Source organism: Pseudomonas sp. MDV22-iso1, from assembly GCF_058145095.1.
Genome location: NZ_JBYVMF010000003.1, coordinates 184,148 through 202,972, shown reverse-complemented (window position 1 = coordinate 202,972; position 18,825 = coordinate 184,148). Strand labels below are relative to the sequence as shown.

The 18,825-nt window shown below is 55.5% G+C and carries 18 protein-coding genes and 1 tRNA gene; 12 read left to right on the top strand and 7 right to left on the bottom strand.

Annotation, left to right across the window (positions count from 1 at the left end; translation table 11 throughout):
• The first annotated feature begins 8 nt into the window (after nucleotides 1-8).
• From AC3ZVB_RS05475 to AC3ZVB_RS05455, 5 genes are all read left to right on the top strand, one after another.
• Complete coding sequence (locus tag AC3ZVB_RS05475) at nucleotides 9-2,432, top strand: TonB-dependent siderophore receptor (RefSeq protein WP_490145985.1); 2,424 nt, start codon at nucleotides 9-11, stop codon at nucleotides 2,430-2,432.
• A gap of 309 nt (nucleotides 2,433-2,741) precedes the next feature.
• Nucleotides 2,742-5,573 carry a xanthine dehydrogenase family protein molybdopterin-binding subunit gene (locus AC3ZVB_RS05470; RefSeq protein ID WP_490145984.1) on the top strand — a complete coding sequence of 944 codons (2,832 nt, stop codon included), beginning with the start codon at nucleotides 2,742-2,744 and terminating at the stop codon, nucleotides 5,571-5,573.
• Nucleotides 5,566-6,105 (top strand): (2Fe-2S)-binding protein, encoded by a 540-nt coding sequence (locus tag AC3ZVB_RS05465; RefSeq protein ID WP_162437742.1) that lies wholly within the window; start codon nucleotides 5,566-5,568, stop codon nucleotides 6,103-6,105. The genes AC3ZVB_RS05470 and AC3ZVB_RS05465 overlap by 8 nt, the downstream gene beginning before the upstream one ends.
• A gap of 2 nt (nucleotides 6,106-6,107) precedes the next feature.
• Nucleotides 6,108-7,343 carry a c-type cytochrome gene (locus AC3ZVB_RS05460; RefSeq protein ID WP_490145983.1) on the top strand — a complete coding sequence of 412 codons (1,236 nt, stop codon included), beginning with the start codon at nucleotides 6,108-6,110 and terminating at the stop codon, nucleotides 7,341-7,343.
• 1 nt (nucleotide 7,344) lies between these two features.
• A complete protein-coding gene (locus tag AC3ZVB_RS05455; protein WP_490145982.1) occupies nucleotides 7,345-8,316 on the top strand; it encodes an XdhC family protein in 972 nt (323 codons plus the stop codon).
• 57 nt (nucleotides 8,317-8,373) lie between these two features.
• Here the strand turns inward: AC3ZVB_RS05455 and AC3ZVB_RS05450 are convergent, their stop codons facing one another.
• Nucleotides 8,374-9,657, bottom strand: a complete 1,284-nt coding sequence (locus AC3ZVB_RS05450) for an NAD(P)/FAD-dependent oxidoreductase (RefSeq protein ID WP_490145981.1) — start codon at nucleotides 9,655-9,657, stop codon at nucleotides 8,374-8,376.
• A 185-nt stretch (nucleotides 9,658-9,842) separates the two neighbouring features.
• Here AC3ZVB_RS05450 and AC3ZVB_RS05445 point away from each other — a divergent pair.
• The 6 genes from AC3ZVB_RS05445 to AC3ZVB_RS05420 all read left to right on the top strand — a co-directional run bounded on the left by AC3ZVB_RS05445 (nucleotide 9,843) and on the right by AC3ZVB_RS05420 (nucleotide 12,753).
• Nucleotides 9,843-9,919: transfer RNA gene (locus AC3ZVB_RS05445), tRNA-Val, on the top strand.
• 257 nt (nucleotides 9,920-10,176) lie between these two features.
• Nucleotides 10,177-10,485 (top strand): hypothetical protein, encoded by a 309-nt coding sequence (locus AC3ZVB_RS05440; RefSeq protein ID WP_490145980.1) that lies wholly within the window; start codon nucleotides 10,177-10,179, stop codon nucleotides 10,483-10,485.
• Nucleotides 10,486-10,568: 83 nt separating this feature from the next.
• A complete protein-coding gene (locus AC3ZVB_RS05435) occupies nucleotides 10,569-11,336 on the top strand; it encodes a hypothetical protein (protein ID WP_490145979.1) in 768 nt (255 codons plus the stop codon).
• 109 nt (nucleotides 11,337-11,445) lie between these two features.
• On the top strand, nucleotides 11,446-11,874 hold the full coding sequence (locus AC3ZVB_RS05430) for a response regulator (RefSeq protein ID WP_490145978.1): 429 nt from the start codon (nucleotides 11,446-11,448) through the stop codon (nucleotides 11,872-11,874).
• 2 nt (nucleotides 11,875-11,876) lie between these two features.
• Nucleotides 11,877-12,308: a hypothetical protein gene (locus tag AC3ZVB_RS05425; protein WP_490145977.1), complete on the top strand. Its 432-nt coding sequence runs from the start codon at nucleotides 11,877-11,879 to the stop codon at nucleotides 12,306-12,308.
• A 73-nt stretch (nucleotides 12,309-12,381) separates the two neighbouring features.
• The gene (locus AC3ZVB_RS05420) at nucleotides 12,382-12,753 is read left to right on the top strand and encodes a Rap1a/Tai family immunity protein (protein WP_490145976.1); all 372 of its coding nucleotides are present in this window, start codon (nucleotides 12,382-12,384) and stop codon (nucleotides 12,751-12,753) included.
• Nucleotides 12,754-12,763: 10 nt separating this feature from the next.
• Here the strand turns inward: AC3ZVB_RS05420 and AC3ZVB_RS05415 are convergent, their stop codons facing one another.
• The 4 genes from AC3ZVB_RS05415 to AC3ZVB_RS05400 form a co-directional block, all read right to left on the bottom strand.
• Entirely contained in the window at nucleotides 12,764-12,982 is a 219-nt protein-coding gene (locus AC3ZVB_RS05415) for a hypothetical protein (RefSeq protein WP_490145975.1), read from the bottom strand.
• Between the two features lie 363 nt (nucleotides 12,983-13,345).
• Nucleotides 13,346-14,398: a hypothetical protein gene (locus tag AC3ZVB_RS05410; protein WP_490145974.1), complete on the bottom strand. Its 1,053-nt coding sequence runs from the start codon at nucleotides 14,396-14,398 to the stop codon at nucleotides 13,346-13,348.
• A gap of 413 nt (nucleotides 14,399-14,811) precedes the next feature.
• Nucleotides 14,812-15,366: a tyrosine-type recombinase/integrase gene (locus AC3ZVB_RS05405; RefSeq protein WP_490145973.1), complete on the bottom strand. Its 555-nt coding sequence runs from the start codon at nucleotides 15,364-15,366 to the stop codon at nucleotides 14,812-14,814.
• 593 nt (nucleotides 15,367-15,959) lie between these two features.
• Nucleotides 15,960-16,178 carry a helix-turn-helix domain-containing protein gene (locus AC3ZVB_RS05400; protein ID WP_490146094.1) on the bottom strand — a complete coding sequence of 73 codons (219 nt, stop codon included), beginning with the start codon at nucleotides 16,176-16,178 and terminating at the stop codon, nucleotides 15,960-15,962.
• A 334-nt stretch (nucleotides 16,179-16,512) separates the two neighbouring features.
• Between AC3ZVB_RS05400 and AC3ZVB_RS05395 the strand changes: the two genes are divergently transcribed.
• Nucleotides 16,513-16,878, top strand: coding sequence for a hypothetical protein (locus AC3ZVB_RS05395; RefSeq protein ID WP_490145972.1), 366 nt, complete (start codon nucleotides 16,513-16,515; stop codon nucleotides 16,876-16,878).
• A gap of 404 nt (nucleotides 16,879-17,282) precedes the next feature.
• Here AC3ZVB_RS05395 and AC3ZVB_RS05390 read toward each other — a convergent pair whose 3' ends face one another.
• Together AC3ZVB_RS05390 and AC3ZVB_RS05385 are read right to left on the bottom strand one after the other, a co-directional pair.
• Nucleotides 17,283-17,831 (bottom strand): hypothetical protein, encoded by a 549-nt coding sequence (locus AC3ZVB_RS05390; protein WP_490145971.1) that lies wholly within the window; start codon nucleotides 17,829-17,831, stop codon nucleotides 17,283-17,285.
• Between the two features lie 16 nt (nucleotides 17,832-17,847).
• Complete coding sequence (locus tag AC3ZVB_RS05385) at nucleotides 17,848-18,225, bottom strand: hypothetical protein (protein WP_490145970.1); 378 nt, start codon at nucleotides 18,223-18,225, stop codon at nucleotides 17,848-17,850.
• Nucleotides 18,226-18,825 lie beyond the last annotated feature (600 nt).

Below are 18,825 nucleotides of genomic sequence, written 5' to 3'. Positions count from 1 at the left end.
CTTTTTCAATGCCTGCAGTGTTCCCGTCCAGTCCGCGTTTGGTCCCCGCCAGCCGTCGTCCGTTGTTGCACTTGAGCCTGTTGTTGAGCCTGAGTGCTTGTCCGTTGTTCATCACCGCCGGTTGGGCTGAAGACGCGTCTCGACGCAGTTATCAGGTGCCGGCAGGAAGTCTCAGTGCCGCGCTCACGCGCTTCGCCGGGTTGGCTGGCGTCAATCTGTCGGTGGACCCGGCGCTCGTTGGCGGGCGCAACAGTCCTGGTCTTGCCGGCGAGTTCGCGGTGGAGGAGGGCTTCGCTCGACTGTTGCAAGGTTCCGGTCTGCAACTGCAGCCAGTGGGCGATCAAGCGTACATCCTGACCCCGGCGCCAGAAGGCAGCAGCCTGCAACTGGCGCCGACCTCGATTCTCGGTGCCACGGGTGGGGCGGACGGCGAGGTATATGCCGGCGGCCAGGTTGCGCGGCGCGGTTCGCAAGGATTGCTGGGCTCGAAAGACTTCATGGAAACGCCGTTCAGCATGACCACCTACACCAGTGAGGTGATCGAAAACCAGCAGGCTCGTACCTTGGGCGACTTGATCGCCAACGATCCGTCGGTTCGCGCCACCAACCCGGCGGGTGGTCGTTATGAGCAGTTCACCATTCGTGGGCTCAGCCTGTTCAACAGTGATGTTGCCTACAACGGCCTCTACGGCGTCCTGCCCACTTATACGATCGACATGGAGATGGCCGACCGCGTCGACATCCTCAAAGGTCCTACCCAGCTCATCAACGGTATCTCGCCGAGAGGCAGTGTGGGTGGCGGCATCAACGTGGTACCCAAGCGTGCCACCGACAAGCCGATCACTTCGTTCACCGGCAGTTACGCGTCCAACAACCAGCTCGGCGGCGCCGTGGATGTCGGTCGGCGCTTTGGTGAGGATGACAAGTTCGGCATCCGCTTCAATGGCGTGAAGCAGTCCGGCGATACCGAATGGGATCACCAGAGCGTCGATCGCGATATGGCGGTGCTGGGCCTGGATTTCCGTGGTGAACGCCTGCGGCTCTCAACGGATATCGGGCACACCGAACGTGACACCGATGCACCGCAGGAGCGCGTGCAGGTTGGCGCCAATGCCCAGGTTCCCCGTGCCAGCGATGTCCGCCACAACTATGCGCAGGCCTGGAGCAAGGCGCGCACCAAAGATACGTTCGGAACAGTGAACGGCGAATTCGACGTCAGCGATTCCGTCATGTTGTACGGCGGCGTGGGCGCGCGTAAAAGCAATCATGACTTTCTCCGTCATGCCGTCTCGGTCACTAACGACGCTGGGGACTTCAGCGTTCAACCTCGCGACTTCACCCGTGACGAAAATGTCCGGACGGCCACGGCAGGGGTACGCAACTGGTTTCATACCGGTCCGGTGAGCCATGAGGTCAATCTGGCTGCCAGCTACTTCTACATGGACTTTGAAAACGGCGGTGCCCGGTACGCCTCGGCTCCCAGCAACCTTTACGACCCGGTCGAAACACCGAAGCCTGGAACCCCGACGCGATTCGATTCAAAGGTGTACACGGAGAACCGCTTCAGCGGTGTCGCGTTGTCCGACACGCTGGGCTTCTTTGATGATCGGCTGCTGCTGACACTCGGCGCCCGCTGGCAGCGAGTGAAGGTCGACGACTGGTCGGATAACATCAAAGGCGACACCGCTTATGACGAGGAAAAGGTGTCGCCATCGGGGGGCATCCTGTTCAAGGCGACTGAGAAGCTGTCGTTGTACGCCAACTACATGGAGGGACTGAGCCAGGGCAAGATCGCGCCATCGACTTCGGTGAACGAGGACGAAATCTTCCCGCCGTTCATCAGCCGCCAGGTTGAGGTCGGCGCCAAGTATGACGCGGGCCCTTTTGCCGTGACCGCCGCAGTGTTCCGGATCAAGCAACCGGCCTACGAGACCAATGCCACGACTCGCGTCTTCGGTCCGAACGGCAAGCGTCAAAACGACGGTGTTGAAGTGAGCGTGTTTGGTGAGCCGCTAACAGGTTTCCGCCTGCTCGGCGGTGTCATGTACATCGACAGCGAGTTGACCAGCACCACCAATGGCACTTTTGATGGCAACCGGGCGCCTGCCACGCCGAAATACAACGTCAACCTTGGTGCCGAGTGGGATGTGCCGACCGTGCAGGGCCTGACCTTGACCAGTCGCGGCCTCTATTCCAGCTCGCAGTACCTGGATCAGTCCAACAACAAGGAAATCGACTCCTGGGAGCGTTTCGACGTGGGCGCACGTTATGCGTTCCGGGTCGACGAAAAGACCATCACCCTGCGTGGCAATATCGAGAACGTAGCCGACAAGCGCTACTGGAGTTCGGCGGGCGCATCGGATGACAGCGAGCCCGGTTTGACGCTATCGACCCCGCGTACTTACCTGCTGTCGGCGACTGTCGATTTCTGAGGCCAGCGGCACAGGGAGCGCGTGTCTTCTGAAATCCCTTGTTTTCATACATCCTGCTCAAGCCGCGCGTCAGCTGGAGCAGGGCTTTCTAACGTTAATGCGGTGCAACGCTGCCTTAATTTGATCTTTCAGTCAGTTTTTTGTAACTGGTTGTTTGCCGCGAGCGCATAAACCTTTAAAGTTAACCTTTCGGTCAGCTTTGCACTGTCAACACAGCCCTTTGCTTCGTCCAAAAAGGGTTCCTGCAAGACTCGAGATTTCCAGAACATAACCAGAAGGGCGGGCCTATAACCGCCCAGAGGATGATCCATGTCCAACCGTGATATATCCCGGCGTTCGTTCCTTCAGGGCGGGCTGGTGGCAGGTGTGAGCGTGACGCTTACACCGCTCAGCACCCAGGCGCTGGCTGCCTTGATGGAAAACAGCGTGACCGTGCCGTCCGAGCAATGGCTCGGCAACAACGGCAAGGCGCGCTCGCGTAACGATGCCTTGTCCAAAGTCTGCGGCAGCAAAGTTTTTGCCCGCGACATCCGTGCCAAGGACATGCCGGGCTGGCCTGAGCAGCAAGGGCACGCCATGCTGCTGAAAATCACCAAGGCCGACCGCCTGTACGCCGGTTACGACTTGTCGTGGCTCGGTGCTGACTTGCAGCCTGACCGCATTGTCACCGCCGAAGACCTGGAAAAGGACGGCATCGTCTTTCCGGAGGAGCACGCGCCTGATCCATTGCTGCCCGTGGGCAAAGTGCCGATGTTCATCGGTCACCCGGTGGCGATCCTGATCTGGAATGATTTCGAGCGCTTCCGTCAGGCCAAAGCCAAACTCAAATTCAATGACAAAGCGATTCGTTATGGCGCCCAGGTGCCTTTCTACGAAGGCGATCCCTACGGCAGCTTCCGCTACGTACGCGTCGGCGGCGCGACCTCGGCGGACGAGGATGAATTCGCCAGCCTCAAGGATTCGATCCTGTTCCCGATGCTGAAAAACCGTCGCCCGGTGTGGAATTCCCAGCCGGACCTGCACGGTAACCTGACCGAACGGGGGCTGTTTTACGCTGACCGCATGAAGCAGCAAATCGACTCGCCGCCAGACAACTGGCTGGTGTTCGACGAGCGCTACAAAACCCCGTCGATCGAACCGGCCGCAATGGAGCCGGACAACGGCAACGGCTGGTACGATCCTGCGACCAAGACCCTGCATTTCGTCGTCGCCACCCAGTGCCCGCTGGAAGCCGCCACCGAGACCGCGAAGATGATCGCGCCGTCGCGTTTCGGCCTGGCCAACCTGAACATGCACCCGGGCTACACCGTCGGCTACGGCTCCAAAGACCACAACATCTTCGTCTACTACGCAGCCCTTGCTGCGTTGTACGGCGCCGGTGTGCCCGTGCGTTTGGCGAATGACCGTTACGAGCAGTTCCAGAGCGGCATCAAGCGTCACCCGTTCGACATCCGCTACCAGCTGGCGGTCGACAAGACCGATCACAGCTTCAAGATTTTCCGCGCCGAGATGAGTGTCGATGGCGGTGGACGAATCAACTACAGCCCTTCAGTGGCGGCGGTAGGCGCGACGGCGGCGCAGTCGATCTATTACATGCCGCAGAACGATTTGCAGGTCACGGCCTACCATTCCCGCGCGGTTGAAGCGGGCTCGATGCGTGGTTACGGCACGCTGCAAAGCATGGCGTCCACCGAGATGATGGTCGATGAAATCGCCGGTCGTCTTGGTATCGATGCCATCGACCTGCGCAAGAAAAACGCCATGGTCTCGGGTATGAAAAACACCCAGGGCGCGGTGCCGGCGGGTGCGTTGCGCCTGCACGAGATTCTCGACAAGGCGGCCGTGCACGACGTCTGGAAAAACCGCGATGCGATCAAGCAGCAGCGCGAGGCCCAGGACCCGGATCACTGGTACGGCGTCGGTTTCGCCATTTGCCAGAAAGACTTCGGCACCGGCTCGGAAGCGCCGATGGCCAGCATCGAATTCACCGCCGAAGGCCACGTGACCCTGCGCCACATCGGCATCGAAATCGGCACGGGCATGTCCACCTCGCAAGCCCTGGTGGTGGCGGATTTCATCGGCATCCCGGCCACTGAAGTGAAGACTGGCGAAACCGAATGGAAGGAGTTGCAGCTGATCACCGGCGGCAACCCCTACATCATGAGTCAGGCCGAACAGGACGGTTTCCTGCGCAATCCACGCTGGGTCGGCAAGCTGGCCTCGGCCTCGTCGGCGACCAACTCCGCCTATTACTTCAGCCACGCCACCCGTGAAGCGGCGCGTGTGCTGTTCAACCACGGCTTGTGGCCAGCGGCGCTACAGATCTGGGGCCAGGGCCCTTACGGCGGTCAGGCCAATCCTTATGTGGTGCGCCGCGAAGACGCCCATTGGGTCAACGGCAAACTCACCGCCAACGGCATGCAGCCACTGAGCTTTGAACAGTTGGCAAAACACGCCCACGAAAAAGGTCTGGTGACGGGTGCCACCGTGCACGGTTTCAACCGCTGGAGCTGGGCCGAGGCCGAGTTCAGCATCGACGGCGTGCGCGAGCGTCTGCCCCTCGATGGTCTGGCCGTGAAGTACGGCGACGGCGCGCCGAAGGCAAAACTGGCGCAGATGACCAGCAACGGTTTCCACCTGCTGGATCGCCAGAACGTCCATTACCCGGACATCCAGTTGAACAACGCCGCGGTGACGTACTACAGCCCGGTGGCGACGCTGGTGGAGTTGAAAGTGAACAAGGGCTCCGCCGAAGTGCAAGTGCTCAACCATCACTCGTGGGTCGAGTGCGGTCGGGTGCTGGTGGAAGAACTGGTCAAGGGTCAGCTCGAGGGCGGGATCGCCATGGGCATCGGCCACGCGTTGCTGGAAGAAATGCCGCTGTACGAAGGCGGGCCGGGGGAGGGTGACTGGAACTTCAACCGTTACCGTTTGCCGATGGCGCGACACGTGGCTGTGTGGAATCAGACGGCCGAGATTTTGCCGCCGCTGTCGCCGAGCGACCCGTCCAAAGGCATCGCCGAGGTGGTGATGATCCCGGTGGTGGGCGCCATCGGTAACGCCGTGGCTCATGCCATCGGTAAACGTGTTCGCGACCTGCCTATCACTTCTGCACGCATCAAGGAGGCCCTCAATGGCTAACCGTCCGCTTCAACTGACCCTCAACGGTCAATCCGTCGGCCCGGTGGACATCCCTGATGACCTGCCGATGATCGACTACCTGCACGAATACAAGAACCTCACGGGCTCCCGACTGGGTTGCGGTCAGGGCATCTGTCACGCCTGCGTGGTGATTGTCGACAACCCGGACGGCACCAGCGAAGAAGTGCGCACCTGCATCACGGGTGCGCATTATTTCGAAGGCAAGAAAGTGCGGACCATCGAAGGTCACGCGACCCGCGATGAGCAGGGCAAAGTCACCGAACTGAACCCGATCCAGCAGCGCTTTGTGGATGAGTTCGCGTTCCAGTGCAGCTACTGCGCGCCAGGTTTTGTGAATGCCGCCACCGTATTGGTGGAGAAGCTTCAGCGCCAGCCAATCGTCAAGAGTCAGCTGGAACAGGTGATCGAGGACAGCCTCGGTCACCACGTCTGCCGCTGCACCGGCTACGTGCGCTATTACAGCGCCACGCGCAACGTGCTGACCGATCTCGGCCTGGTCAAGGAGGGTTAAGCATGAAGCATCTACTTTCCCGCCTGGCGTTGGCGGTCGGTCTGGCTGCACCGGTATTGCTGGTTCATGCGGATGATCAGGTCAAGCGCGGCGAATACCTCGCGCGCGCTGCCGACTGCATGGCGTGCCACACCGCACCAGGTGGTGCGCCGTATGCGGGCGGTCTGCCGATTGTCTCGCCGTTCGGCACGATCTACGGCACCAACATCACCCCGAGTAAAGAGCACGGTATCGGCCTGTACAGCGATGACGAATTCTTCGCTGCACTGACTGAAGGCAAGCGTCGCGATGGTGCCAACTTGTACCCGGCGATGCCCTATACCTCGTACCACCTGATGCCGCGTGAAGACTCTGATGCGATCCACGCGTATCTGAAAACCATCGAGCCGATCGAGCGTGCGGCACCGGTCACCAGCTTGAGCTTTCCGTTCAACGTGCGCTTGGGTCTGATGGGCTGGAACATGCTCTATGGCAAGGACGTAAAACTGTTGCCCACCGAGGGCAAAAGCGAAGCGTTCAAGCGTGGCCAGTACATGGTCGACGTCCTTGGTCACTGTGGCGAATGCCACACGCCACGCGGCTTGCCCGGCGCGATGCAACAAGACAAGCGCATGACCGGTGGCCTGCTCAATGGTTATCTGGCACCGAGCCTGCTGGCCAACGACCTGGCGGCGCGCGGCTGGAATCACCAGGACTTGAGCTCGTTTCTCAAGCACGGGATGAGCGCCCAGGGCACGATGTTCAACGAGATGTTCCCGGTGTTCCACAACAGCACCCAAGGCCTCACGGACCCGGATCTGGCGGCGATGGCGACTTACCTGCTCGGCGATCAACCGCCGGCAGCGAAGGTGCTGACCGACGTGCCGTTGGACAAACTCAGCGCCAGCGCCCAGCGCGGTCGTCAGGAATACCTGAACGTCTGCGCCGGTTGCCATGCGGTAGAGGGCGAGGGCAAACCGCACATCGCGGTGGCCATGCGCGGCAATACCACCTTGCGCCTGGAAGATCCGCGCAACCTGTTGCGGGTGATCGAGGACGGGATCGGCGAACAGCAGTTCGTCGGCTTCGAGCGCATGCAGCCGATGCCGGGCTTTGCCGACAAACTCAGTCAGGAACAGCTGGCCGATCTGCTCAACTACCTGCGTCAGGGTTGGGGTGGGCAAGCCGGTGATCTGGCCGTCAGTGACGTGCAGAAGCTGCAAGCGGATGCCCCTTCGGCCGAGCACAAGGCGCACTGATATGCAGCATCTCGATCTGCAAGTGGTGAGGCGGGCGCTTGAATGGTCGGCGGCCGGGCAGTGCGTGTGGCTGTGCACGGTGCTCGCCACCTACGGCTCGGCGCCTCGCGCGCCGGGCTCACTGCTGGCGGTGAACGCTGACGGGCAATGGATCGGTTCGTTGTCGGGCGGCTGTGTCGAGGAAGACTTTCTCGAACGGGTCGCCGAGGGCGCATTTTTTGAGCCGGTCAATGTGGTGCGTTATGGCGAAGGAGATGACCCGCGCTCCCGGGTCAGCTTGCCCTGTGGCGGGATACTTGACGTGCTGGTGGAGAAGCTTGAGCCGGAGTGTGAGGTTCAGGCCCATCTGCGCGAGCTTGAGTCGGCGTTGTTGGGTCAGCGGCGGCTTATCCGCGAGGTCGATCTGGTCAGCGGTGCGCGCAGTCTGTTTACCGATCGCGAGCAGGGTGCGCGCATCGAGCGTGAAGTCGATCGGGTTCGTGTGCGGATCGGGGCAGCTCAGCGATTGTTGCTGGCGGGTTACTCCAGCGTCGCTCAGGCGTGCGCAGAGTTTGCCGTCGGGCTGGGTTTCGAAGTGATTCTCTGTGATCCCCGGGACGAGGTGCTGGAAGGCGTGGTGCTCGACAACGTCGAAATTCGTCGGCAACTGCCCTCGGTGTTTATTGCCGATGGCGGCTGTCACAGCGATACGGCGGTGGTGGCGCTAACCCACGATCCGCGTATCGATGATTTGGCGATGATGGAAGCGGTACGCACCGATGCGTTTTACATCGGCGTGATGGGGTCGATGCAGACGTCGCAAAAGCGCTTCGAGCGGTTGCGGCGCATTGGTGGGCTGGGGGATGCCGAACTGTCGCGGATTCATGCGCCGATCGGGCTGAATCTGGGCAGTAAAATCCCCGCTGAAATCGCTTTGGCGGTGCTCGCTGACATCCTGCGCATCCGCAGCGGGATTGCACGGGATCGGCTCTGACGACCTTCGCACCGGCGCTTGTGAAAGCGCCGGTTACATCAATGAGTGACAAGCCTGTCAGAAACCGAACGTATCCCGCAGCCCGTAATACCAGGCCCCTAGCGCAGCGAACGGTGTACGCAGCAATTGGCCGCCAGGGAACGGGTAGTGCGGCAGGTCCGCAAACGCATCAAAACGCTCGGCCTGACCGCGCAACGCTTCGGCCAGCACCTTGCCCGCGAGGTGCGTATAGGTCACACCGTGGCCGCTGCAACCCTGGGAGTAGTAGATGTTGTCACCCAACCGCCCCACCTGAGGCAGGCGCGACAGGGTGAGCAGGAAATTACCGGTCCACGCGTAATCAATCTTCACGTCCTTGAGTTGCGGGAATGCCTTGAGCATCTTCGGCCGAATGATTGCCTCGATGTTCGCCGGATCCCGCGCGCCATAGACCACTCCGCCACCGAAAATCAGGCGTTTGTCGCCCGTCAGACGGTAATAATCGAGCAGGTAATTGCAGTCTTCGACACAGTAATCCTGAGGCAGCAAGCTGCTCGCCAAAGCTTCGCCCAACGGTTCGGTCGTAATGACCTGGGTTCCGCAAGGCATCGATTTGGCCGCCAGTTCCGGCACCAGATTGCCGAGATAGGCGTTGCCCGCCACGATGATGAATTTGGCCCTAACCTTGCCTTGTGGCGTATGCACCACCGGATTCGCGCCACGCTCGATGCGTACCGCTGGCGACTGCTCATAAATCGTCCCGCCAAGTGACTCGACGGCGGCCGCTTCGCCCAGCGCCAGATTCAGCGGATGGATATGTCCACCACTCATGTCGAGCATGCCGCCGACATACTGATCGCAATCCACTGCTTCACGGATGCGTTTCTGATCCAGCAGCTCAAGTTGCGTGTGGCCGAAACGTTCCCATAAACGCTTCTGGGATTCCAGGTGACCCATCTGCTTGGCGGTGATGGCTGCAAACACGCCGCCGTCTTTCAGGTCGCACTGGATATTATACGTGGCAACCCGCTCGCGAATGATCCGCCCGCCCTCGAACGCCATCTGACCCAGCAGTTGAGCCTGCTTGGGGCCGACGCTGCGCTCGATCACATCGATGTCTCGGCTATAACTGTTAACGATCTGGCCACCGTTGCGGCCCGACGCCCCAAAACCCACCTTGGCGGCTTCCAGCACCGTGACCTTGAAACCGCTCTCGAGCAAAAACAGGGCAGAAGACAACCCGGTGTAGCCGGCGCCAATCACACAGACGTCAGTCTCTACATCGTTCTGCAATGCCGGACGCGGAGGAACCGCATTCGCCGATGCGGCGTAATAGGACTCTGGGTAGGGGGTGTTCGCCATCCTGCTGCCTCTGTGTTTAATATATTTTACGAGCGCTTCGATCCTACCCGAGTTAAAAATCGACCGCCAGCCACCGTAAAATCTTCTTCACGGCCGCGAAATTAAATATTTTGCATATTCATAGGGTTAGCTCGAAAAAAGGTGTTGACACCCTTTCGGAATTCCGTAGAATGCCGCCTCACAGCAGGCACGTAGCTCAGTTGGTTAGAGCACCACCTTGACATGGTGGGGGTCGTTGGTTCGAGTCCAATCGCGCCTACCAAACAAAATCCGCTCTGCTGGGCGGTCTAGAAGGGCTCACCGAAAGGTGGGCCCTTTTTTGTTGCCTTGGGTTTCATGCAGAACGTTCACAATTTATAGGCTTCGTTCACACTGGGCAATGTGAACGCCGTGAATGCCAGTTCGTAGGGTGGAGTTCTTCACCTACTACTCAGTCCTTTCCGCCTCCTGTCATCTCTCCCTTGAGCGACCGCTTACCAATCTGTACTGTACGCATATACAGTAATTGGTGTGTGCGTGATGGAAGACGATTTGATCGACGATTCTGGGTTTGAGTTGGGTATGCCTACGCATGTGGAAATGCTCAAGCACTACTGCTCGGTACTGGAAGCTGAGCTAGACACAACGCGTCAGGATCTACGCAGGGCCCACAAGACCATTGCCGGGTTGATCGTCATGTACAGGGACGGATCGAAGGAACTTGCCGCCCTGAAGATCGAACACGAACGGCTTAGGTGGACACTTAGTGATATGTATCGCCGTGAGCGTGAGCAAGAAACATCGCGGATGGGCTACGCATATGGTGATCACACCAAGGGGAAGACCTAGCTCACGGGCAATGGAGTGAGGTAATGGCAGCAGGCCACAGCAACCGGTAAGCTCCATTCACAACTCACTGAGCATGGACGACCATGGGTATCTTCGATATTGACGATTATCTTGCACGAGCAATGACATTCATCGAAGCGGGCGACGAGAATTCGTTACGACACGCTTGCCTTGAGATGCGACTGGCACTTGAACGTATCGTCTATCAGAAGCTGGGACAAATCGGCCCTAAGTTACCTCCCGCCATATTTCGGAAATGGCAACCAGACAAAGCGTTGAGGATGCTTCGCGGCTTTGAGCCAAAGGCTGATTTGGACATGTCAATCGCGTTTACGGGCCCCGACGGTGTTCCATTCCCCATCGGCGACTACAAGATGTTTTCGGTCGATTGGCTCAACAAGCATTACCAAAAGCTAAGCAGTTTCTTGCACGCGCCGGCCCTTGCTGATACACGCAACCTTAAGTTCACTACATCTGCTGTTCGAGAAATTCTGGACGAGATTGAACGTGTTGCGTCAGCCACGGTGGTGATGTCAATAAACAAAATCGACACGTTCGCTTGCGACGCATGCGGGAAGGAGATGTACGCAAGCCAATCTCAGGTTGAAGCCGGTGCCACGGTCGAATGTCCAACGTGCGGCAATAAACACCTCGTTAGATGCGAAAACGAAGAAACCTACATAATCGAACCATCGAACCTTTGCATCGCACCCTGCATGAAATGCAATAGCCCAATGGCGATAGAGCATCTTGAAGTGAACGAGAGAAAGGCGTGCTGGAGCTGCGGTCAACTGCACCATTTTGACTGGATGTATACGATGGTCCCGCCCGACTCAGAAGCCTCACGATAAAGAAACTGCTTCCCAGGGGGCTGCGAAAATCACACCGAAGCAATACGTGGACCTGGTGCGATGAAGGTGAAAGACTCAAAGTTCAAGAGCTGATTCAGGGCGACACGGCATGGATGTGAATTTTCGGCTTCAGCCAATCGATGGCGAAATCGTTATTGTCGAGGACGATGTCATCTTGCGTGATCTAATGCGAGAGATCTTGCAGGATGTAGGCGCTCAGTGTGTTGCGTTCGCTACCGCTGATGATGCTCTGATCCACCTGCTTCAATCTGGTACGCGTTGCGCCTTAATCGTTGCTGACCATGGGCTACCGGGACAGGTTCAGGGTGCTGAACTGGTTGGGCTTGTCCGTGACAAATGGCCGGAGATACCTGTGGTTGTAACAAGTGGCTGGACACAGGCCTTTATCGGCTTACCCACCGGATCCAATTTCCTTGCAAAACCGTGGACGCTTGAGGGGCTGGTTACCGCAGTTGCGGACTTGCTCCAGCCCGGCGTGCCATTTGCGAAGACTGCAACGCATCAAATCAAGGAGTAGAGATGTCAGGACAACAAGGCTCAGTGCAGCAACTCATCACAATGCACAATGAAGCGGCGAGCAAGCTGGACTACTTCATCCTTGGCGTTACTCTTGCAATCTGCGCCTACCTAGCTCAAACCAATCCCTACGCCCAGCTTGGCGTCAACACGGAAACATTCCTACTTGGCACGCTGCTAGTGTTCGCCTCGAGTGTAGTCTGTGGCTTCAAACGAATTGAAGCGACAATCAAAGCTCTCCGGATGAACGCATTTGCACTTGACCACCGTGAGCCCCAAGCCAGAGCGTTCTTAGTTGCTAAGCTCAAGGCTGACCCTGTTGCCGCCCGCTGGTACAAGGCACGCAATTATCTGCTTGGTGCTGGGTTGCTGTGCTATCTAGTGACGAAGGTGTGGGCTACGTACCAAAACAACGGATGGCTACCATTGCATTAACAAAAGGCAGTTCGCTTGCGCCACACCATTGCTCTCAGCAAGATCGAGGCATCCACACACCAAGGGAATCAACATGAAGGCATGGATCGGGGCAGCTGCACTGGTTGGGGCTCTAGCAAGCGGCAGCGTCTCGGCGCTAGACGGAAATGGCCTGCTGAGTTCCTGCCAAACAACAATCAAATATTCTGACGGTGACAAGAACATTTCCCCTTTCGATGTGGGCCAATGTACCGGAATGGTCGAGGGTGTTGAGGGGTCAATACTCGTATTGAACGACTCGCTGACCCCCAACATGAAAACCTGCTATCCAACGGATGGAACTACAAACATCCAAAAGGCGAGGATCGTTGTTAAGTACTTGCAAGAACACCCGGACCAGCTGCACCTGCCTGCATCTATGCTGACCGTGATTGCCTATATGGGGGCATTTCCCTGCAAGAAGTAATCGATGTTGCCTATGAAAGGCGTAACCGCATAATTGCATCTGTGATGCCTTCTGCGTTGTTGTCCAGAGCCTCCATTGCCGCCATTGCGTTAAGGGCGACACTTCCCACCCCATTCTCAGCTAGCCACTTCGTCACCTCTTCAATGGCAGCAGCTAAGGCGTGCTGGTTGTGCAGGAGCAATGTCAGTGCATCCGCCGTGGCGATGTTGGCTTCTGAATTATCTGGCATGACTATCGTCCTTGAGTGTTGTTACGGGAAGCCTAGCTCACCTTGCCGTTGGCGGGGCATCACTTTTCCCAATCCGCTGACATCTGGTAATTGCACTGATTTGGCTGCTCATTTGCAATCGACAATCGACAATCGACAATCGACAATCGAGCTTGACCAGCACACTTCGCAATCATCACAGTAAGTGAGTGGCCGAAGCGACGTTGGCGACTTGCAACAGTTCGCTGGTTGCAGCCTGTGGCGAAGCTCACCAAACGATTCTGCGTTGGTGGTAGCCAGCCAAGCCTTTAGCTGCAACGCGACTGTTGAGCCAGATCGACTTCGATGATTGTCAGTTCACGGCGAGATGCGCTTGTTATCAGCCTACAAATTCATGTAGTAATACGCATAATTGCCCACAACCCCCGCGGATACTGCTAACGCATATGAAATGAGCTGTTTGATAAGGTGTTTGTTGTTGGTTGTCTTTAGTTTTGATGCGACTTCTTTATCTTTCTTGGTCATCAGGATGAACGAAGGGTTTTCTCTTGTGAATATAATCAGTGTAGTGATTGCAAGCCCTATTCCAGCAAGAAAAGAAGCAGCTTTGTACCATGCTTGACCGCGATAAAGTTGATTGTTTGGGTCTAGTAATTTTATTACAAGATTTAATTTTTCGTTAATCGCCAAGGACTCAAGTGTAGCGCCTGTAGGTATAACGCTGAGAAATATTTCAGCTCTTTCTTTTTCTCTTATTAGTTGTTCAATGTAGTCGGGTATAAAAATACCTATTGCAAGCATGCTTAGAGCTACAATAAACGTCGAGTATCCAACGATTCTTGAAAGCCAAGTTTCTGTTTCAAAAATAGTGTCAATTTCGCGATCTAGTAAGGAGGCGATATCATCCCCCCAGGTTCGCTCGGTGTGGGAGACGGAAAATCTAGCGACGCCATGGGATGTTGATATAGTTCGAGCGACGAACGGGATATCTGAGCTTACGGTTGCGGTTTTTTCCGTAATAAGCTGTAGTGATATTTCCTGTTTCTCGGGCGTGGGTTTATTAGGGAAACTTACAAGGTAAGTCCAAGTAATGGCTAAGCTCTTTGTTGATACAATCTTTGCCTCGTTGAAATGAAGGAAACCTTCAATGGTTGTTATTTTTCGGTCCGGCCCCTTGTCGTATTTAAGTTTTGCAGAAAAATCAACGAGGGCGCTTGAGGATTGCTGCTTTATTCGCTGATCAATTAAGTGGTGTAAATGAACTAGCCACTCGTGAGATGCTTCAAATGTACCTACCGATACGCCACTAATGTTTTCTGGCTGCCCTAATAAATTGGTGATGAAGTCACCAAAATCTTTTTTCTTTATAGGCACCTGGACATATTGGGTTTCGGAGCTATCTCCTGAGATTACTACATTCAGTCCATCGTTTGACATTGTTCCCTCGCCTATAAAAACTTGGTGTGTATTACGTTAAAGCCTCCAGTCAGATGCGTTTAGTTTCGTATCTTGCTGATGACTGATTATATAAACGATTCAATAGTAGCCTATAGCTACTATGCGAGCTACAAAAAGTGGCAGATCCCTGTCGGTCATAAGCCTCTCTTTGACATCAGCTGATACCCAAATTTTCAAAAGCGGCCTTTGCCCGAAGCTGAGGATCCTTCAGGAATCGATTGCGGAATATCGAGGTGGCATCTGTGAAAGCGACGGAAATTGCGCACTGGCAGGGTCGGTCCTTAACGGCATTTTTGTGTCATGTCGCCGTCAGCGACCACGAATTCAAAATATTGTCGGCATGAAAAAGTCGCCGTGGGCGGCTGAGATCACACTACTGGGGCTTACAGAGCCTAAAACACGAACTCATGGTAAGTGGCGTTGACTTCTGCCTGTGTGATGCCGATGTAGGCCATCGTGACGGCGGGGCTTGAGTGGTTCAGTACCTTGCAGATTTTCTCGATGGACACCCCGCCGTTGTACATCAGCCAGCCCCTAGTCTTTCGCATCGAGTGGGTCCCAAGTTGCAAACTCATTTCGTCACCTACGGCTTTGAAGGCATTGGCCACAGCTACGCGGCTTACAGGCTTACCTTTGGCACGGTTACTGTCTACCTCGAACAGAAACGTGTGCGTGGGATGAGCAGCCCTGCGGCGCCCTACAATGGTCTTAACAGAACTGTTCAGGTCAATAACGCGGGTTTTGCCGGTCTTTCCTTCCTTGATCACCAGCTTATCGCCTTGCACATCCACGAAGGTAAGGCTGAGCAGGTCGCTTATACGAAGGGCGGTGTTAACACCGAACCGCCAGATATCAGCGTAAAGGGTATTGCCCCTGGCGTTCTTGGTTAGCTTGCGGGAGATGGTCTCGGCTTCGCCTTCTGTTTTCACCGCTTCTACGATGTTCATCTCTAATTAACACTCCATGGTATTCCGCGTTGATGTGTTAATTAGAGCACAGCACTTCGGACATAGTCCAGTGTTTTAAAGGGTTGGCTTATTTACACAATAGTATTGTGTTAATTAGGGCGAAGGCGTCCGTGTAACTGCACTTGTGGAAGCAAGAAACCGGTTGTGCCGTGTTGCCGTTGTCTTGGTCGTGAGATTGTCGTCGCGTCATAACTGTTGGCGGTGTCGCCATGGGCGTCTGCGATTGCGTGCATGCCGCTGGATGTAGTGTGGGTCGATCTAGTGCTTCCGTGGTCAATCGGCTCTCTGAAATGGCTCTGGGGCGTTGTACCGCGATACCTCAAAGCCGACCCCACGGTGATGCAATTCTGGCACTTCCTATTGCTTTACTCAGGTTGGTGTAAGGAAATCTGCTGCTACTTCGTAAACCGCCTGCCGAGAGGGCTTGGCTTAGTCCTGCTATGACAATACGCCCGGAAACAGGGGTTTTGACGTGCTACAAGTTGGAATCATCCACGCTTGGGCCGGCCAATGCTGTTAGATAATCAACCGTTCCTCATTAGATATGTTGCTACTGCTGGCGAAGTCATTGATCAGTCTTGGCTCACCAGAGGCTCGACATCCGCAATCAACGCCGATGGCTGGCACTTCAATGCAGCGGCCAACTTGAAAATGACGTTGATAGTCGGCTGGTTGACGCCTCGTTCGATAAGGCTAACGTAGTTCCGTTGCACATCTGCCTCCAAGGCCAACTGCTCCTGTGTCAAGCCTGCTTGCTTGCGTCTCTCGCGAAGAACTCTACCGAATGCCAAGCCTGCGTCCAAACCATATCCCCCTGATTGAAGGGTGGACTGTCGGTGGAGCAGGGTTGAAGGTCTTCACAATATACTGTGAATATGCAGCTTTACGTGGCACCATTCTCTATAGCGTTGTTGAAATTGCTGGTCAACCTGAGGGCCAGCCTAGAGTCATCATGTGAGCAAAAGGCTATCGCCGATCTCACTGATGTCGGTTGGATCCGCTCGGTAAATACGAGCACCGAACCCGGTGGCCCACGGGGGTGCTTTGTGAACGCTGAACTGGCCAGAGCGGAAAAGCCTGACGAGCAAATGTTAATCAATCCGGCCCATAGTAGAGAAGCGACTGATGACTGATCAAAAATTACCCCAGGACCAGGCTGTGCATGCTCCAAGATACGCGTTTGAGGCTATGGCGGCTTATTCAGCGCTGGACGAGGACAAAGTGGCAGTGATGCTGCTACTGCTCGTGCGAATGGACCGTAACCGTGCTGTGACGATTAATACGGGTCTGTTGCCTGATTTTCTTACGGTCAAAAGTGAGCGTGCTGACCATGCGATCTCAAGCCTCATCAGGAATGGCTGGGTACATTCAGTTGATGAAGAGGCGATGCGACGCCGTGTCCTCGATTGCGTTGTTCACTCAGCGTTCGTCAACTCGGACTTCGATTCGTTAATGAGGGAATTGCTTTCCCGTCGTGTGACGACTGTCTGAGTCGGGACTGTCACTGAACTATCGGAAGGCCATCTCTGCACATTAATACCCATATCTGGACGTTAACGCGCGAGGGGGTGGGCTACCCCTAGCCCATCTGGGAGGGCTACTTAACGTCGTCCTCTTGCATAACAAGTTCACTACAGTCCCGTAACGTCCACTATCATTGCCGTTGGTGGTGAAGCCTCGGGTGTGTTTGCCGGGGCTGGATCACCCACGCCGCCCCCGAGGCGATTACTTCGCCGCGTTCCGTTTTTGTTGTTGCATCGAGTTGATATAGCAGCGAACCATGTATTCTACGAATTCGCGTAGCGGCATCTTCTGTTTGCGAGCGTGGCCATTGAGAAGATGAAACTCATTGTCCGTGAACGAGATACCAAGCATTCTAGTGTGGTTGTCCTGTTTCATCCTTCGACCCCGGCTTCTTTCTTAACCTTTGGCTTGACTGGTTTTGCGTACGCCTGTAGCAAGTCAGCTAGTGCAGCATTCTGAATTGTTGCCAACTGATCCGCTGCTGCTTGGGCTGCTGCCGCCTCAGCTACACGCACTTCACGGGCTACAGTAATAGCCACCTGACGCTTCGTTTCTTCCACGTTCCGGGCATAACGCTCTTTGGCATAATCAGCCTTGGCTTGTTTGCTAATGTTAATTAGGTCGGAATCAATAATAGAATTCGGCTTCCGAAGTTGAACGTTGAAGTCAAGAGGCTTGGAGTAAGCTGTTACTACCTTATATCCTTTGAGCAACAATTCGGTTAATTGGTTGAGGGCTACAGCCATTGGTTGGTCACTAGACCAGCTTACGTGAACCCCAGCCTGTGGGTGGAGTAAAGATTCGCTGCGGCGAAAGTAATCAACTTCTCGTTGAGCGATGAAGTTCTTTAAAGCTTCATCATCGTGTTTGATGAACTCGACAACATTAGTGCCGTAGTTGTATTGCAGGGTAGTACTCATATTGTGTTTCCTTGGGCTACTTACGTGAACGGTGCTTCCGCATAGCCGCTATGAGGCTCGCCTTGGCGTTCTTGTTGTTTGTTTGTGGGTTGTTATTGCTAGAGTGGCTGTTGGGCTTCTGGTGCGACTGTAGAGCGTTAGAAGCGGGCTTGTTTGCTGTTGTTCCGGCCTTCTTTGCCGCTATTACCCGTGCCCGATGGGCCTCCAAGTCTTTCAAAGTAGCCACCATGCCAGGGGGGAAAACGGCGTCTTCGAGAATCGACAGGTAAAGCAGTTCGTCCTTGGTTACTTGGACATACTCAACCTTGTCAGACGGTGCAGTTGGTCGTTCCAGGAAATACGAAAGAACTGCTTGGTTGGCTTTGTCTATCTCTAACCACACTGTGTCGTTCATCAGGCGACACCTTGTTCTGGGTAATTGGTGTTCTCGAGCTCTTGATTGATGAACTGTTGTTCCAGTTCCTCCGAGGTGAATCGGTTGCGAGCTCGCCATTCACGAACTTGGTGAGCGACGCAGCAATAGCGGCTGAGGGTCGAACGGCTGTAAAAGTTGCGTCCGCAAGATACGCAAGTTCGCAAGCGGAGTGGTCGTTGTGCTGCCATATATATACCTTTGAATGTATGTTGGTCTTTGTTCAAGACAAAAAGAACCCGTTCCTCGAAGTTGAGGTTGCGGGCGGTGGGTACTGCTAAGTGTCGTACTTGTTATGGGCAAGTACGGTATTTCCCCATTGCAGGACAAATATGATAATTAGTTGCCAGTTCGTTGCACCTCTGGCCAAGGCGGGACATCGAAGGCTTTTGAAATCTCGCGAACTCCAAGCCTATCCATGTACAACTAAGCCGATCATTCTGCTTCGGAATCGGGAACGAAGTTATACGGCATAGTTGGAAAGGAATGGTCCGAACTATGTCGTAGCAGGCGGGTGTGTTTTGTAGTGTTACGGAGGGAGAGGGTGTATCTCGATTTACATGTAAATAGTATCATGGAAAG